Raw genomic sequence first — 15,630 nt, 5'->3', positions numbered from 1 at the left:
AGATGCAGGGGGGTTGCATCTCGTCCCTCGCCCGGTGCGTCGTCCACATTGGGGGCGGGACTTCGCCGAACGCCAAGGGCCTCAGGGGGGAGGAGGCGGCGGGGAGGGTAGGTTCGCGCGCCTTGACGTTGAAGCAATCATCCCCCCGGGTGGAGGCACAGTCGACGGTTCGCGGAATCCTTGAACAAGTCTTTACCTAAAGAAAACTGGCCGGAACGAGCCTTCCTGCGCCCGGGCGAGGCTGCCGGTCCACATTGGGCGACAGGGCAACGTCGAGACGGCGAAGTCTGCGCCGAACGGCCCCGACATCAGGACGAACCGATCACGTCGGTTCGTCCGGGAGGCCGGAGGGCGAGGACCGCCACCGCTCCGCGCGGGTCAGGCCAGGATCGTCATCCGGTGCGCCGCACGGGTCAGGGCGACGTAGAGCACCCGGATCCCGCCGGGCGACTCGCGGGTGATCTCGTCGGGGTCGACGACGACGGTGGCGTCGTACTCGAGGCCCTTCGTCGACATCGGGTCGATGACCTGGACGCGACCCTCACCGAGCTGGGCCACCGGCTCGAGAAGGGTGGCGTGCACGGCCGGGGTGATGACGGCGATGGCCCCCTCGACCTGCTCGAGCAGCGACTCGACGGCGGCACGGACCGAGGTCAGTACGTCCGGTCCGAGGACGCCCTCCACGGGGTTGATGCCCGTCTCGCGGACGGCCTGGGGGATGTCCGCGTCCGGCACCTCGCGGCGCACGACCTCGGCGGCGTAGTCGAAGATCTCGCGCGCGTTGCGGTAGTTGGTGTCCATGTGGAACTGCTGGCGCGCCTGCGACCCGAAGGCCTCCTCGCGCGCGGCGGCGGCCTCGGCGGCGTCGGGCCACGACGCCTGCGCGGCGTCGCCGACGACGGTCCACGACGCATACCGACCGCGACGGCCGATCATCCGCCACTGCATGGGCGAGAGGTCCTGGGCCTCGTCGACGAGGACGTGGGCGTACTCGTCGGGCTTGCCGATGCGGCCGGCGAGGAGCTTGTCGCGCGGGTCGGTGAGCACACGCGGGGCTCCGGCGTCGCGCGCCGCGCTGACGACGGGCTGCACCTCGGTGACGCCGTACTGGCTGAGGTCCTCGAGCTCCTCGATCTCGTAGAAGCCGCGCTCCTCCTTGGGGGCCTCCTGGACCGGGCCGACGCGGGCGGCGATGTCGTCGACGAGCGCGACGTCGGCCACCGACCACGTGCCGGTCTCGAGCGCGAGCCGGAACGAGGCGGCCAGGGGCTCGATCTCGTCGTCGCGCAGGGTGCCGCGGGCGTGCCGGCGCACGAGCTCGGGGTCGCCGAGCCACAGGAGAACCTCGCGGGGGTCGACCTGCGGCCACCAGACCTGCATGAACGCCTCGACGTCGAGGTGGTCCTCCCACTTGTCGAGGAACTCCTCCTTGGCCTCCCGGTCGCCCGTGATACCGAGGGAGGTCCAGGCGGCCTCGCCGAGGGCGTCCTGGGCGGCGGCCGTGCCGGTGTTGCGCTGGTGCTGGCGCAGCACCTGGGCGCGCACGCGGTCGAGCTCGCGCATCTCGAGGCGGACCGGGCGGCCCGCGACCATGGCGCGGAACTCGGTCGGCGTGCCCGGCACGCGGCCACGGGCGGCGGCGCCGAGCAGGGGCCGGATGCGGGTCGATCCCTTGGTGCGCGCGACGGCCGGCGGGTCGAACCGCTCGGTGTGCACGACGTCGAGGACGTCGCCGAGGGCGCGCAGGATGACGCTGTCCTCGCCGAGCGAGGGGAGCACGCGCTCGATGTAGGCGGTGTAGGCGCCGGACGGGCCGACGACGAGGATGCCGCCGGACTCGAAGCGGCGGCGGTCGGAGTAGAGCAGGTAGGCCGCGCGGTGCAGCGCGACGACGGTCTTGCCGGTGCCCGGGCCACCCGTGATCTCGGTGATGCCGCGGGCGCTGGCCCGGATCGCCTCGTCCTGATGGGCCTGGATCGTGGCGACGATGTCGCGCATCCGCTCGCCGCGACTGCGGGTCAGGGCGGCCATGAGTGCACCGTCACCGACGACGACGAGGTCGTCGGGAGCCTCGGGGACCATGAGGTCGTCCTCGATGCCGATGACGACGGTGCCCCGGCTGCGCAGGACGCGGCGGCGCAGGACGCCCATCGGCTGCGTCGGGGTCGCGCGGTAGAAGGCCGACGCGGCCGGGGCGCGCCAGTCGATGACGAGCGGCTCGTAGTCGTCGTCGCGGACGCCGAGGCGGCCGATGTAGCGGATCTCGCGGTCCCCGCCCGAGCTGCCGTCGGCGGGGCGGTGGCCGTTGCCGTTGGACTCGACGGCCGCGGCACGGAGCATCGCGTGGTCGATGTCGAGGCGCCCGAAGACGAGGCCTTCGTACTGCGTGTCGAGCGCGGTGCGTCGCTTGGCCGCGTGGAACATCAGCGCGTCGCGCTCGAAGAGTGCCGCGCCCTCGGCGTCGCCGACCTCGACCTGACGGCCGAAGTGGCTGCGCGCCAGGCCCTCGGCCTGGACGCTGTCGGCGCGCACGCCGGCCTTCTCCAGCTCCTCGTGGACGCGGTCGACGTGGGCCTGCTCGACCGCGATCTCGCGCGCGAGCTCGTCGGGGATGCTCTTGGTCGACACCGGCGAGGCGCCCCGCGATCCGGGCGCGCTGGTCCGCTGGGACGATGCGTTCGAAGTGCTCACTGACATCCAAGGACTCTGAGGGACGCGCCGGGTGGCGCGGGAACCATCAAGTCTACTGTCAGTTCATGCCCATCGAGGTCTGTGTCCCGCCCACCGGCGCGCCGCTCGTCGGCCGCTTCGTCCGCCTCGACGTCACGACCCCCGACGACGCCCCCGGACTGTTCGCCGTCTACTCCGACCCGCGGTGCTACGAGCAGGGCTTCGTGATGATGCGACCGCACACGTCGGTGGCCGAGACCGAGGCCCTCGTGGCGGCCGCCGTCGCGGCGCGCGGTGCCCACGGGACGGGCCGGACGGCATACACGATCAGGCTCGTCGCCGACGGCGACCTCGGCCCGGCGGGCACCGTCGTCGGGTCGAGCTCGCTCGGCGACGTCGACACCGACCGCGAGCACGTGCACCTCGGCTGGACGATGTACGGCTCGCGCTGGTGGGGCACGCCGGTCAACCCGGAGGCGAAGTTCCTGCTGCTCGCGCACGCGTTCGAGACGTGCGGCTTCGGGCGGGTCAAGATCCAGACCGACGTCGTCAACGCGCGCTCGAGGGCAGCCATTCTCAAGCTCGGCGCGACGTTCGAGGGGATCACGCGGCGCGACGTGAGGCGGGCGGACGGCTCGTGGCGCGACTCGGCGGTCCACTCGATCCTCGTCGACGAGTGGCCCCGGGTGCGGGCCGGACTGCTCGAGCGGCTCGGCTGACGGGCGACCTCAGCGGTGCTCGTCTGCGGCGGCCTGGACGCGCGTGAGGTAGGCGGCCCACCAGGCGGCGTCGACCCCCCAACATGTTGTCGCGGTCGCGGAAGCGTCCGACCGCCCCGTCGAGCTGCGCACGCAGGATGTCGGCGTGCCCCGCGTGCCGTGCGGTCTCGGCGACGAGGTGACCGAGCACGAAGCGGACGTCGACATGGGCGCGCTCCTCGGGCCAGTGCGGCACGCGACCCATGGTGTCGAGACCGAGGGCGGTGGTGTCCTCGCCGTGCCGCCAGGCCGCGCGGTAGAGGTCGGTGTCCGAACTCGACGTGGGCGAGGTGCTTGACGAGTCCGAGGAGGTTGGTGCCCGTCGGGGTGAGCGGTCGGCGGACGTCGTGGTCCGACAGGCCGTCGAGCTTCCACAGCACCGCCTCGCGATGGGACTGCAGCGTCTGCACCAGCCACGCATCGTGGTCCGGTGCCGGATGGGTGTCGGGCGTCGAGACAGCGTGGCAGGGCCGGCACGGTGAGCCAATAGGGTGGGCGCCGTGAAGGTTCTCGTCCTCGGCTCCGGCGCCCGTGAACATGCTCTCGTCAAGGCTGTCGCTGCCGACCCCGAGGTCGACGCGGTCATCGCCGCGCCGGGCAACCCGGGCATCGACGCGACCGCGCTGTGCGTCCCCGTCGACATCCTCGACGGCGCTGCCGTCGCCGCGCTGGCCCGTGAGCACGACGTCGACCTCGTCGTCGTGGGACCCGAGGCCCCGCTCGTCGCGGGTGTCGCCGACGTATGCCGTGCGGCCGGGTTCGCCGTCTTCGGGCCCTCTGCGGAGGCCGCCCGTCTCGAGGGCAGCAAGTCCTTCGCCAAGGAGGTCATGGCCGCGGCCGACGTGCCGACCGCCCTGGCCCACGTCTGCACGACGATGGACGAGGTCGAGGCCGCCCTGGATGCGCTCGGCGCACCGCACGTCGTCAAGGACGACGGTCTCGCCGCCGGCAAGGGCGTCGTCGTCACCGACTCGCGTGAGGTGGCCGTCGAGCACGCGCGAGCCTGCCTCGCCAAGCCCGACGGTCGACTCGTCGTCGAGGAGTTCCTCGACGGGCCCGAGGTGTCGGTCTTCTGCATCAGCGACGGCGAGACCGTCGTCGCGCTCGCGCCAGCCCAGGACTTCAAGCGCGTCGGCGACGACGACGCCGGGCCCAACACCGGTGGCATGGGCGCCTACTCGCCCCTCGACTGGGCACCCGACGGTCTCGCCGACGACATCGTGCGGCGCGTGGCCCAGCCCACCATCGACGAGATGCGCCGCCGCGGCACGCCCTTCGTCGGGGTGCTCTACGTCGGCCTGGCCCTGACGTCCCGCGGGCCGCGGGTCATCGAGTTCAACGCGCGCTTCGGCGACCCCGACGGGCAGGCCTCGCTCGCCCGCCTCGACACGCCCTTCGCGCAGCTGCTCCTCGCCGCGGCCACGGGCGGGCTCGGCCAGTTCGGCCGGCTGCGCTGGTCGTCGGACCACGCGGTCGTCGTCGTCATCGCTGCCTCGGACTACCCCGCGTCACCCCGCACCGGCGACCTCATCACCGGGCTCGACGCCGCGGCCGAGGTGCCCGGCACCGTCGTCCTCCACGCCGGCACGGCGCTCGACGGGTCGGGTGCGCTCGTCTCGGCGGGCGGGCGTGTGCTCGACGTCGTCGCGGTGGCGCCGTCCCTGGCGAAGGCGCGCCAGGCGGCATACGACGCCGTCGCGGTCATCGAGCTCGAGGGGTCGCACCACCGCTCCGACATCGCGCTCCGCGCCGAGCGCGGCGAGATCACGGTCGGCTGAGGCGAACCGTTCCGGCCGAGCCGGACTCTCCTTGGCATGAGCACCACGACCACGAGCCGAGGAGAGCCGAGGTCCGCTGCCGCCATGGCGGCGGACGACCGCGTGCTGTGGTCGCGGCTGGCGGGAGCCGACGATGCGGCGCTGACCGAGCTGTACCGGCGACACTGCGACGCCGTCTACAACTTCGCGTTCCGGCGCACGGCGTCCTGGGCGGCCGCCGAGGACGTGGTGCAGGCGCCCTTCACCGCCGTCTGGCGACGGGCTCGTGCCGGCACCGTGGACGCGCTGCGGTCCGAGACGGCGCGGGCCGTGCTGCTCGTCATGGCGGGGCAGGAGTGCGCCAACGCCGCACGTACGGCGCGGCGGCAGCGGTTGCTGCGCGGGCGCATCGAGGCCGACTCCGGGGGTGCCGTCTCGCCCGACCACGCCGGATCGACGGCGGAGCGGGTCGATGACGCGCTGCAGATGAGCGAGGTGCGCCGAGCCCTGAGGCTCATCCCGCGGGTCCAGCGCGAGGCGATCGAGCTGGTCGTCTGGTCGCACTGCTCCATCGCCGAGGCGGCCGGCGCTCTCGGTGTCTCGGAGGGGACCGTGAAGTCCCGTCTCCACCGGGCCCGTCAGAGCCTGTCCACCGTGATCGAGATCGATGCCCTCAAGGAGGCACTGTCATGAACCTGCCCGTTCCCCCCGAGCGCACCCTGCCTGATCAGGTGGGCAGGTGGCAGGCTGTGCGCGTGACCGACCTACCGATCGACCTGCCCGGCTACGAGCACATCTACTCCGGCAAGGTGCGTGACCTCTACGCGCCGGTCGGTGACGACGGCCAGGTGGTCGAGGACCAGCTGCTGCTCGTCGCCTCGAACCGGCTCTCGGCCTACGACTGGATGATGTCCCCGGAGATCCCCGACAAGGGCGCCGTGCTGACCCGGCTGTCGCTGTGGTGGTTCGACCAGCTCGCTGACCTCGTGCCCAACCACGTCATTTCGACCGAGGTGCCCGACGCCGTCGCAGGACGTGCGGTGCTCGTGCGCCGGCTCGACATGCTCAAGGTGGAGGCCATCGCGCGGGCCTACCTGACCGGCGGGGGTCTCGAGGAGTACCGCGAGAAGGGATCCGTCTCCGGTGTCGTGCTGCCCGACGGGCTCGTCGACGGCTCGCGGCTGCCCGACCCGGTCTTCACGCCCACGACCAAGGCGCCCGTGGGAGAGCACGACCTGCCGATGGCGCCCGACGAGGTCGAGGCGGAGCTCGGTGCGGAGATCGCGGCCGAGGTGTCGCGCCTGACGCGGGCGATCCTCGCTCGGGGCAACGAGATCGCCGCCGAGCGCGGCATCCTCATCGCCGACACGAAGGTCGAGTTCGGACTGTCGTCCGACGGCACGGGCGGGCTCGTGCTCGCCGACGAGGTGCTGACCCCGGACTCGTCGCGCTTCTGGCCGGCTGAGCGGTGGGAGCCCGGACACCCGCAGCCGTCCTACGACAAGCAGTTCGTCCGCGACTGGCTCACCTCGCCCGAGTCGGGCTGGGACCGCACGGCGGGTGGGCCTCCACCCGAGCTGCCCCAGCACGTCGTCGACCAGACGCGGGCGAAGTACGTCGAGGCCTACGAGCGCCTGACCGGAGAGACCTTCTGACCGGCGGCCGGGCCGGCGCGTCGGTGGGACGTCTCCGTCCGGCCACCGAGTCCGATCTCGCGCGCCTGCTCTGGCTGTGGGCGCTCGTGTACGACGGCGACGGCGACGGCGACGGCGACGGCGACGGCGACGAGGGCGGTCTGGGTCAGGGCTGGGCGCTCTCCGCGCGGGACTGGTTCGTTCGCGTCGTCGATGAGGGTGCGACGGCTCGGTTCCCGGTCGTAGAGGTGGACGGCGTCATCGTCGCGACGGCGATCGGCACGCTCGAGCTCGGTGTTCCCAACCCGTACTGCGCGCGCGGTCGCACGGTGCGGCTCGCCAACGTCATCACCGTGCCGGAGCATCGCGGGCACGGGATCGGCACCCTCCTCGTCGGCGACGTGGTCGAGTGGGCCCGATCGATCGATGCGGACCGCGTGGATCTCAGCGCGACTCCCGACGGGCGACGGCTCTACCAACGGCTCGGCTTTGTCCTGACGCGTGCACCGAGGATGAAGCTCGTGCTCTGACGGTCAACCGGTGAGCTCGACCGCGAGGTCGGCGCGCCGGTAGAGCTCGAGCCGGATGACCTCGGCCTGCCCGTCGCGCGCCCGCCGGTCCGCTCGGGGCCGTGCAGCGGCAGGTGGCGGCATCGGGAGCAGCGGGGGAGCGGTCGAGCCGTAGCGGTGCCCGGTCGGCGTCGTGGTGCGCACGGTGTGCGGGCGAGCGTCGGTGAGACCGAGTCCGTCGTGCAGCACCTCCGAGAGCCAGCCCGGCTCCTCCTTGACGAGGTTGCAGCGCACACAGAGGCCCTGACCGTTGGCCGCGCTCGTCGGACCGCCGTCGGCGTGCGGCTCGACGTGGTCGGCGTGCGCGATGGGTGCGTCGCACCATGGCGTGCGGCAGGTTCCGTCACGCGCGACGACGAAGCGGCGCAGGGCTGCCGGGAACAGTCTGCGGCCGCTGTCCATCGCCACGAGGGTCCCGGTGGACGGGTGGGTGAAGAGTCGACGCACCCAGACCTGCGCGGTGCGCTCGTTCGGGGAATGGCGCGGTTCCGAGCCGTCGGAGCCGCGGCAGTCAGGCGGGATCCCCGACGGGGCGTCGGCCGGCCAGGTGCGCGGCTGTCCGGCGCGACGCGCGGTCGTGGCGGGGTGCGCACGGTCGTCCGTCTCCGTCTCCGTCTCCGGCTCGGGATGCCGGGTGAGGAGCTCGCGGACCCAGCCGGCCGGGACCGGGCCGTGGCCGGGCACGTGGGCGGGGGTCTCGTCTCCGGCGAGCATCGCCCGGGCGGTGATGACGACCTGCACCTCGACCGGGACGTCGTCGGCCACGGACTGTCCGGTGACGAGCTCGACGAGCGTGTCGGCCATCAGCTGGCCCTTGCCGCGCTCGTCGCCTGCTGCCTTGCCGGACAGGGCGGCCCGCGTCAGTGCGGCGTGCACCGCAACGGCCTGGGCCACGGGGAGCAGGGCAGTGACCAGAGCCATGGCATCGGGGACCGGTCGGATCGTGACCCGCCGCTCACCCTCGGCGATGCGGCACCGCTCGACCGCGGCCGTCGCGTCGAGGCGGTCGGCGCATGCGCGGAGGCGACGCTCGAGCTCGCGGTCACCCCAGGAGCCGACCCCGCCCGGCGCAGTGGGGTCGGACAGGTCGAGGTGTGCCCCGATGACCTCGCTGTCGACCTTCGTCCTGAGCTCGGGGTCGAGGTGGCTCGTGCAGCGCACGACGATCTCGGCGCGACGCTCGTTGAGGACGCCGGCGCCGAGCGCCTCCAGCGTGTGGTGCAGGTGCTGCACGAGGGCGACCGAGGCGTTCGCGAGTCGAGCGCCCCGGGACGGTGACTCCCGACGCGCGAGGCCGACCTGCGCCGACACCCCCATGCGCGACAGCGTCGTCCGGCGATCGGACCTCGACGGACGACGGCGACGGCCCGGCGTCTCGGACGGCACCGGCTCGAGCTCCAGGGTGCGCGCCCGGTCGCGTGCAGCCACCCAGCCATCGAAGTCGCCGGCATCGGAGCACGCCTCCGCCTCCGCCCGGAGCCGAGTCGCGGTGTGGGCCTGCGACTCGACGAAACGGGCCGTCAGCCGTGCCTGGGCCGCGGCGCACGCTGCCTTGACCCGCTCGAGCGCGTCGACAGCCGAGATGAGGTCGGCATCGTCGAGGTCACGACCGTCGAGGCAAGCCACCTCTCGAAGCAAAGCGGACGTGGCGGCGGAGTCGCCGAGCTGGTCGGCTCTCCTCACCTCGACACCCGCACGTTCGAACATGTGTTCCATTCTAGATCGAGATCGTGCGACCTGCAATGCTTATCCACACCGAATCAGCATGTCCGCCAATGCTTTTCCCGCCTCGGTGGCTCTGTCGGCCCTCGGGCTCCATCGCGTCGAGCTCATGCACTCGGTGCTCAACGAGCCGTCGTGTCGTGTGGCGGTCAAGAACGGCTTCGATCTCGAGGGCACCCGGAGGTCGGCCCTGCTCCACCCCGACGGCTGGCATGCACCTCCACGCCCGGCTCGCACCGACCTGAGCCGTCCGTCCCACCCAGACGGGAGGGGCCGCTGTCGTATGCGTTTCCGGCACCCGGCGAGCATCACCACCCCCCGAGCCCGGCGGCATACGCACGCTGTCGCGCGGTGCCGCTGTGGGACGCTGGGCGCATGACCGAGCCCGTCGCCGACGCCACCTCCGACGCCCCTGCGGAGCGCTACCTGCTCCGCCAGAAGCTGACCATGATGGTCAACCGCTACGAGATCGTCCGTCAGGACGAGTTCGGCAAGGAGCTCGGGCTGCTGTGCTTCGCCGAGCAGAAGCGGATGGCCGCCAAGGAACAGGTGACCTTCTACACCGACTCGGCCAAGACCCACCCGCTCTTCGGGTTCAAGGCCCGCAAGCGCATCGACCTGAGCTCCGGCTACGACGTCACCGACAGCCAGGGCCAGCCGATCGGCTGGTTCAAGAAGCAGTTCAAGGCCTCGCTCGTGAACTCGACGTGGACGCTCGGACTCCCCGACGGGCGCGAGTTCATCGGCAGGGAGCGCAACGCCAAGCTCGCCGTCGTGCGCCGCCTCTGGGACATCGTCCCCGTCGTCGGCGACATCCCCGTGCCCTTCCTCTTCCACTTCGACTTCGCAGCCCCGGACGGGTCGGTCGCGCTCAGCTCGACGAAGAAGGCCGGCGTCAAGGACGTCTACCACGTGACCCTCCCGGCGCTCGCCGACGGCAAGCCCATCGACTGGCGCGTCGGCATGGCCATGGCCGTCGCGCTCGACGCGCTGCAGTCGCGCTGAGACGCTGTCCGGGGGCCTGCACGGCGCCCGATAGACTCTGGCCGTCCCTTGGGACGCCTCCATCCCCCATCCAGCGCAGGGAGAAGCACCACTGATGGGAAGCATCGTCGTCGACGTCATGCTCAAGCCCGAGATCCTCGACCCCCAGGGGCAGGCCGTCGGTGGCGCACTGCCGCGGCTCGGGTTCAACGGATTCACCGACGTCCGTCAGGGCAAGCGCTTCGTGCTCACCGTCGACGGTGACGTCACGGACGAGCACCTCGCCGCGGCCCGTGAGGCCGCCGAGACCCTGCTGTCCAACCCGGTCATCGAGGACGTCGTCTCCGTGCACGTGCTCGACGAGAGCGCGGCGGACGAGGGCGCTGCCGACCAGAGCGCTGCCGACGAGGCCGACGCTCCCGCAGAGGACGCCGACGGCGAGCCCGACGAGGCGGAGGACGGCGAGCAGTGAGGATCGGCGTCGTCACGTTCCCCGGCTCGCTCGACGACCGTGACGCGGCGCGCGCCGTCCGTGAGTGCGGCGGCGAGGCCGTCATGCTCTGGCACGGCGACGCAGACCTCAAGGGCGTCGACGCGGTCATCCTGCCCGGTGGCTTCTCCTACGGCGACTACCTCCGGTGCGGCGCCATCGCACGCTTCGCGCCGGTCATGGACGCCCTCGTGCCCGCGGCCCGGGGCGGCCTGCCCGTCCTCGGCATCTGCAACGGCTTCCAGGTGCTCACCGAGAGCCACCTGCTCCCCGGCGCGCTGATCCGCAACGACCACCGCAAGTTCAACTGCGTCGACCAGCGGCTCGTCGTCGAGAACGCCTCCACCGACTGGACGTCCGACTTCGAGGCCGGCCAGGAGATCACGATCGTCCTCAAGAACGGCGAGGGCGGGTTCGTCGCCGACGAGAAGACGCTCGACACGCTCGAGGGCGAGGGGCGGGTCGTCTTCCGCTACGTCCCCGACGCCGAGGGGCGCAACCCCAACGGCTCCTACCGCCACATCGCCGGCATCACGAACGAGCGCGGCAACGTCGTCGGCCTGATGCCGCACCCGGAGCACGCCGTCGAGGAGGGCTACGGCCCGAGCCTCGACGGTCGCGGCTTCTTCACCTCGATCATCAAGCAGACCCTCGAGAGCGCAGCCACCGCATGAGCGACACCCAGACCGCGCCCCTCCTCGACACCGTCGAGCACGCCGCGGCCACGCCCGACGTCGAGCAGCCGTGGGCCGAGCTCGGCCTCAAGGTCGACGAGTACGCCAACATCCGCGAGATCATCGGGCGCCGTCCGACCATCGCCGAGCTCGCGATGTACTCCGTCATGTGGAGCGAGCACTGCTCCTACAAGTCGAGCAAGATCCACTTCTCCCTCTGGGGCGAGAACACCACCGACGAGATGCGCGAGAAGCTCCTCGTCGGCATCGGTGAGAACGCCGGCGTCGTCGACATCGGGGACGGCTGGGCCGTGACCTTCAAGGTCGAGTCGCACAACCACCCGTCCTACGTCGAGCCCTACCAGGGCGCCGCGACGGGCGTCGGCGGCATCATCCGCGACATCATGTCGATGGGTGCGCGCCCCATCGCCGTCATGGACCCGCTCCGCTTCGGCAACCTGCACCACCCCGACACCCAGCGCGTCCTGCCGGGCGTCGTCGCGGGCGTCGGCGGCTACGGCAACTGCATCGGCCTGCCCAACATCGGCGGCGAGGTCGTCTTCGACGACTGCTACCAGGGCAACCCGCTCGTCAACGCCCTCTGCGTCGGCGCGATGCGCATCGAGGACATCCACCTCGCCAAGGCGTCGGGTCCCGGCAACAAGGTCATCCTCTTCGGCGCCAAGACCGGCGGCGACGGCATCGGCGGCGTCTCGGTGCTCGCGTCCGAGACCTTCGACGAGGGCGGCCCGACCAAGCGCCCCGCCGTCCAGGTCGGCGACCCGTTCGCCGAGAAGGTGCTCATCGAGTGCTGTCTCGATCTCTACGCGGCCGGCGTCGTCGACGGCATCCAGGACCTCGGCGGTGCCGGGCTCTCCTGTGCCACCAGCGAGCTCGCCTCCAACGGTGACGGCGGCATGCAGGTCGAGCTCTCCCTCGTCCCGCTGCGCGACGCGAGCCTGCAGCCGCAGGAGATCCTCATGTCGGAGTCGCAGGAGCGCATGATGGCCGTCGTCGAGCCGAAGCACCTCGACGAGTTCATGGCCATCACCGAGAAGTGGGACGTCGAGGCCACCGTCATCGGCGAGGTCACCGACGGCGACCACCTCGTCATCACCTGGCACGGCGAGGTCATCGTCGACGTGCCGCCGCGCTCGGTCGCCCACGAGGGCCCGACGTACAACCGCCCGCTGGCGCGGCCGGCATACCTCGACGGTCTCAACGCTGCGGGCACGGCCGAGCTGGCCAAGCCGCAGACGGGCGAGGAGATCCGGGCGCAGCTGCTGACCCTGCTCGGCTCGCCCAACCTCTGCGACAAGTCGTGGATCACCGACCAGTACGACCGCTACGTGCTCGGCAACACCGCTCTCGCGCAGCCCGATGACTCGGGCGTCGTGCGCGTCGACGAGGAGACGGGCCGCGGCGTCGCCGTGTCGACCGACTGCAACGGCCGCTTCGCCAAGCTCGACCCGTACACCGGTGCGCAGCTCGCGCTCGCCGAGGCCTACCGCAACGTGGCCACCGCCGGCGCCGCCCCGCTCGCCGTCACCGACTGCCTCAACTTCGGCTCGCCGGAGGACCCCGGCGTCATGTGGCAGTTCCGTGAGGCCATCCGCGGCATCGCCGAGGGGTGCCGCTTCCTCGGCATCCCCGTCACGGGCGGCAACGTGTCGTTCTACAACCAGACCGGCGACGTCGCGATCCACCCGACGCCCGTCATCGGCGTGCTCGGGGTCATGGACGACGTCTCCAAGCGCTCCGGCTCGGGCTTCCGCAGCGACGACGCGCACGTCTACCTCCTGGGCACGACGCGTGACGAGCTCGACGGGTCCGAGTGGGCGCACGTCGTCCACAAGCACCTCGGCGGGCTCCCGCCGAAGGTCGACCTCGCGGCCGAGCAGGCCCTCGGTCGGGTCCTCGTCGAGGCGGCGCGCACCGGCATCGTCGAGGCCGCGCACGACCTCTCCGAGGGTGGTCTCGCCATCGCCCTCGCCGAGGCGTGCATGCGTCACGGCGTCGGTGTCACCGTCGACGGACTCGATGCGATCGGTGCCGATGCCGAGGGCAACCCCCTCGACGCCTTCACGGCGCTCTTCTCCGAGTCGAGCGCCCGCGCGCTCGTCGCGGTGCCGGCCGGTCACGCGGCCGAGTTCGAGGCGATGCTCGGTGACGTGCCGCACGCGCGCATCGGCGTGACCGGTGGGCGCGACCTCGAGGTCGTCGGCCACTTCGCCGTCTCCGTCGCCGAGCTCACGTCGGCGCACGAGTTCACGCTCCCGGCGGTCTTCGGCTCCTGAACCCCCGGCCTCAGCTCGTCAACGTGCCCGCCACTTCCCGGCCTCGGGAGGTGGCGGGCTCTGGATTCCCCTGTCGTCAAAGGGTTTTGCGCCCGCAAGCAGACGCGTCAGTGCTGCGCCTTCACGCAGCCCGGTCGGCAGGTTGGCCCTGGCGACGTCACGCCTCAGCGCCTCCGCCGGCAACGGCGAGGCGCAGGCGACGAGCACCGAGTTGCCGAACCGTCGGCCCTTGAGCACCTCGTGCGTCGCGATCACCGCGACGTGCGGCAGCGACGTGGCCACCGTCGCGACCACCCTTGCGACCCAGCGCATCCCGGGCTCGTCGGCGAGGTTCCAGAGGGCGATGCCCGTCGGCTTGAGGACGCGCGCCACCTCGTGGGCGTATGCCGTCCCGACGAGCTCCGCCGGCACACGCCCTCCCGCGTAGGCGTCCGTCACGACGACGTCGGCGGAGCCGTCCCTGAGGGCGCGCACGCCCGTCAAGCCGTCGACCGGGCGGACGCGGATGCGGTGCCGCCGGGGGAGGGGGACCTCGCGACGGACGAGCTCGGTCAGCGCCTCGTCCGGCTCGAGGACGATCTGGGGGGAGCCCGGACGGGTCGCCTCCACCCAGCGCGGCAACGTCAGTCCGGCGCCGCCGACGTGCGTGACGCCGAGCGGGCCCGGCGGCATCGCGTCGATGGCGAGCGCCAGGTGCTGGACGTACTCGAAGACGAGCAGGGTCGGGTCGTCGGGCTGGACGTGCGACTGCGGCGATCCGTCCATGTGGACCGTGACGCCGCCGCGCTCGTCCCACTCGAGCGAGACGTGCTGTGCCGCAGTCGATCCCGCGCTCACGTGAGGTCCAGGACGAGCACGCGCTCCTCGCCGTGGCGGGTGAAGCCGATGCGGCGCAGGATCGGCGACGATGTGCCGACGACGCCATGGGTGAGGCCGAGGGTCGCCCCGGCGGCGCGAGCCGTGCGCAGGCGCGCGTCGAGGACGGCGCGGTAGGCCCCGCGACCGCGCCACGAGCTGTGCGTCCCACCGCCCCAGAGACGGCATACGTCGTCGGCCAGCGTGTAGCCGCCCGTCCCGGCGGGACGCCCGTCGACGTAGGCCACCCACCGTCCGCCCGAGTCGTCGGCGAGACCGTGCTCGACCTCGGCCAGCGACGAGGCGACCTGCTCGTCCGTCGGGTCCTCTCCGCCGAAGGCGTCGTTGCCGACGACGATCGCGTCGCGCACCGTCTCCGCATCGGTGACCCGACGGACCTCGACGTCGTCGGGCACGGCGAGGTCGGGCAACCCGTCCCGCATCGTCAGCGCGAGCACGTCCATGCGGTCGACGACGGAAGCACCCCTGGCCACCAGCTCGGGCTCGAGACCGGCCGGACGGGTGAACTCGGACAGGCGCCACCACAGGCGGTCGCGGCCCCAGCTGCGCGCGACGGCGCAGATCTCGTCGGCGAGCTCGGCGACGTCGCGGTCGGAGCCGAAGACGCGGGCCGAGGTAGGTGTCAGGAAGTAGTCGGGGTAGGCAACGACGAGGTACTCGTCCGTGGCGACGTGGGGCGCGCCCTGGGGGACCCAGCTCCACTCGTTGGAGGCCGCGAGCACGGCGGCCGCGTCCCAGCTCCGGCCGCTCGCGGCGGCCACGCCCTCAGGCACCAGCCATCGCGGTGGTGCCGTCGGACAGGACCGGGGACATGAGGCCGAAGACGTTGCCGTCGGGGTCGTGGAGGTAGGCCAAGCGCCCGACGCCTGGCATGTCGGCCGGCGCGAGGGCCTCGGACCCGCCCAGCTCGAGGCCCTGGGCGAAGAGGCCGTCGACGTCGTCGACGGCGATGACGAGGTTGGCCCCGTTGACGGCCCCGCCGATCTCGGGTGCGGGGCCCTGGCGCTGCGTCAGGCCGCCGTTGATGCCGTGGCCGACGCTTCCCTGACTCGCCGCCTCGTCGCCGGTGTCGATGGCCCAGTAGGGCATGTCGCCGAACTGCTGGAAGGACCAGCCGAGCAGCCGCTCGTAGAAGTCGGCGAGGCGCGCGGGGTCCGAGCCGTGGATCTCGAAGTGGACGACGAGATTGGACATGGCTG

The 15,630-nt window shown here is 72.1% G+C and carries 14 protein-coding genes and 2 pseudogenes; 9 read left to right on the top strand and 7 right to left on the bottom strand.

Annotation, left to right across the window (positions count from 1 at the left end):
* Positions 1-378: 378 nt before the first annotated feature.
* Positions 379-2,697 (bottom strand): HelD family protein, encoded by a 2,319-nt coding sequence (locus AB4Z14_RS15890; RefSeq protein WP_442276030.1) that lies wholly within the window; start codon positions 2,695-2,697, stop codon positions 379-381.
* 59 nt (positions 2,698-2,756) lie between these two features.
* Here AB4Z14_RS15890 and AB4Z14_RS15885 point away from each other — a divergent pair, with 59 nt between their 5' ends.
* Positions 2,757-3,389: a GNAT family N-acetyltransferase gene (locus tag AB4Z14_RS15885; RefSeq protein WP_442276029.1), complete on the top strand. Its 633-nt coding sequence runs from the start codon at positions 2,757-2,759 to the stop codon at positions 3,387-3,389.
* On the opposite strand, the gene AB4Z14_RS15880 is transcribed toward AB4Z14_RS15885, so the two are convergent.
* Positions 3,274-3,849 (bottom strand): mycothiol transferase, encoded by a 576-nt coding sequence (locus AB4Z14_RS15880; protein WP_442276028.1) that lies wholly within the window; start codon positions 3,847-3,849, stop codon positions 3,274-3,276. The genes AB4Z14_RS15885 and AB4Z14_RS15880 overlap by 116 nt on opposite strands.
* A pseudogene (locus AB4Z14_RS15875) lies at positions 3,758-3,967 on the bottom strand (hypothetical protein); the annotation flags it as partial. The pseudogene AB4Z14_RS15875 and the gene AB4Z14_RS15880, both read right to left, overlap by 92 nt.
* Here AB4Z14_RS15875 and purD point away from each other — a divergent pair.
* From purD to AB4Z14_RS15855, 4 genes are read left to right on the top strand one after another with little or no spacing between them, the layout of a single operon-like run.
* A complete protein-coding gene (gene purD / locus AB4Z14_RS15870) occupies positions 3,929-5,206 on the top strand; it encodes a phosphoribosylamine--glycine ligase (RefSeq protein WP_442276027.1) in 1,278 nt (425 codons plus the stop codon). The pseudogene AB4Z14_RS15875 and the gene purD sit on opposite strands and share 39 nt — an antisense overlap.
* 36 nt (positions 5,207-5,242) lie before the next feature.
* On the top strand, positions 5,243-5,878 hold the full coding sequence (locus AB4Z14_RS15865; protein ID WP_442276026.1) for an RNA polymerase sigma factor: 636 nt from the start codon (positions 5,243-5,245) through the stop codon (positions 5,876-5,878).
* Between the two features lie 56 nt (positions 5,879-5,934).
* The gene (locus tag AB4Z14_RS15860) at positions 5,935-6,840 is read left to right on the top strand and encodes a phosphoribosylaminoimidazolesuccinocarboxamide synthase (protein ID WP_442276155.1); all 906 of its coding nucleotides are present in this window, start codon (positions 5,935-5,937) and stop codon (positions 6,838-6,840) included.
* Positions 6,841-6,863: 23 nt separating this feature from the next.
* Positions 6,864-7,349, top strand: a complete 486-nt coding sequence (locus AB4Z14_RS15855) for a GNAT family N-acetyltransferase (protein ID WP_442276025.1) — start codon at positions 6,864-6,866, stop codon at positions 7,347-7,349.
* A 3-nt stretch (positions 7,350-7,352) separates the two neighbouring features.
* Here the strand turns inward: AB4Z14_RS15855 and AB4Z14_RS15850 are convergent, their stop codons facing one another.
* Complete coding sequence (locus AB4Z14_RS15850; protein WP_442276024.1) at positions 7,353-9,095, bottom strand: HNH endonuclease; 1,743 nt, start codon at positions 9,093-9,095, stop codon at positions 7,353-7,355.
* 390 nt (positions 9,096-9,485) lie between these two features.
* Between AB4Z14_RS15850 and AB4Z14_RS15845 the strand changes: the two genes are divergently transcribed.
* The 4 genes and pseudogenes from AB4Z14_RS15845 to purL all read left to right on the top strand — a co-directional run bounded on the left by AB4Z14_RS15845 (position 9,486) and on the right by purL (position 13,555).
* Entirely contained in the window at positions 9,486-10,115 is a 630-nt protein-coding gene (locus AB4Z14_RS15845; protein WP_442276023.1) for a hypothetical protein, read from the top strand.
* A 94-nt stretch (positions 10,116-10,209) separates the two neighbouring features.
* Positions 10,210-10,458: pseudogene (purS, locus tag AB4Z14_RS15840) on the top strand (phosphoribosylformylglycinamidine synthase subunit PurS); the annotation flags it as partial.
* Positions 10,459-10,562: 104 nt separating this feature from the next.
* A complete protein-coding gene (gene purQ, locus AB4Z14_RS15835) occupies positions 10,563-11,258 on the top strand; it encodes a phosphoribosylformylglycinamidine synthase subunit PurQ (RefSeq protein WP_442276022.1) in 696 nt (231 codons plus the stop codon).
* Positions 11,255-13,555, top strand: a complete 2,301-nt coding sequence (gene purL, locus AB4Z14_RS15830; RefSeq protein ID WP_442276021.1) for a phosphoribosylformylglycinamidine synthase subunit PurL — start codon at positions 11,255-11,257, stop codon at positions 13,553-13,555. The genes purQ and purL overlap by 4 nt, the downstream gene beginning before the upstream one ends.
* A gap of 18 nt (positions 13,556-13,573) precedes the next feature.
* Here purL and AB4Z14_RS15825 read toward each other — a convergent pair whose 3' ends face one another.
* Genes AB4Z14_RS15825 through AB4Z14_RS15815 form a run of 3 tightly spaced genes read right to left on the bottom strand, consistent with a single transcriptional unit; the run spans position 13,574 to position 15,625 of the window.
* A complete protein-coding gene (locus tag AB4Z14_RS15825; protein WP_442276020.1) occupies positions 13,574-14,392 on the bottom strand; it encodes a spermidine synthase in 819 nt (272 codons plus the stop codon).
* The gene (locus AB4Z14_RS15820) at positions 14,389-15,204 is read right to left on the bottom strand and encodes a GNAT family N-acetyltransferase (RefSeq protein ID WP_442276019.1); all 816 of its coding nucleotides are present in this window, start codon (positions 15,202-15,204) and stop codon (positions 14,389-14,391) included. The genes AB4Z14_RS15825 and AB4Z14_RS15820 overlap by 4 nt, the downstream gene beginning before the upstream one ends.
* Complete coding sequence (locus AB4Z14_RS15815; protein ID WP_442276018.1) at positions 15,197-15,625, bottom strand: VOC family protein; 429 nt, start codon at positions 15,623-15,625, stop codon at positions 15,197-15,199. The genes AB4Z14_RS15820 and AB4Z14_RS15815 overlap by 8 nt, the downstream gene beginning before the upstream one ends.
* Positions 15,626-15,630 lie beyond the last annotated feature (5 nt).

Origin of the sequence: Terrabacter sp. 2TAF16 (assembly GCF_052115065.1) — a bacterium.
Lineage (GTDB): Bacteria > Actinomycetota > Actinomycetes > Actinomycetales > Dermatophilaceae > Terrabacter.
This window is presented reverse-complemented; position numbering and strand designations above follow the sequence as displayed.

Excerpts from the sequence above, each read along its gene's own strand:
- AB4Z14_RS15890 (WP_442276030.1), bottom strand. The coding sequence starts at position 2,697 with ATGTCAGTGAGCACTTCGAACGCATCGTCCCAGCGGACCAGCGCGCCC.
- AB4Z14_RS15885 (WP_442276029.1), top strand. The coding sequence starts at position 2,757 with ATGCCCATCGAGGTCTGTGTCCCGCCCACCGGCGCGCCGCTCGTCGGC.
- AB4Z14_RS15880 (WP_442276028.1), bottom strand. The coding sequence starts at position 3,849 with ATGCGTGGCTGGTGCAGACGCTGCAGTCCCATCGCGAGGCGGTGCTGT.
- AB4Z14_RS15865 (WP_442276026.1), top strand. The coding sequence starts at position 5,243 with ATGAGCACCACGACCACGAGCCGAGGAGAGCCGAGGTCCGCTGCCGCC.
- AB4Z14_RS15850 (WP_442276024.1), bottom strand. The coding sequence starts at position 9,095 with ATGTTCGAACGTGCGGGTGTCGAGGTGAGGAGAGCCGACCAGCTCGGC.
- AB4Z14_RS15845 (WP_442276023.1), top strand. The coding sequence starts at position 9,486 with ATGACCGAGCCCGTCGCCGACGCCACCTCCGACGCCCCTGCGGAGCGC.
- purL (WP_442276021.1), top strand. The coding sequence starts at position 11,255 with ATGAGCGACACCCAGACCGCGCCCCTCCTCGACACCGTCGAGCACGCC.
- AB4Z14_RS15815 (WP_442276018.1), bottom strand. The coding sequence starts at position 15,625 with ATGTCCAATCTCGTCGTCCACTTCGAGATCCACGGCTCGGACCCCGCG.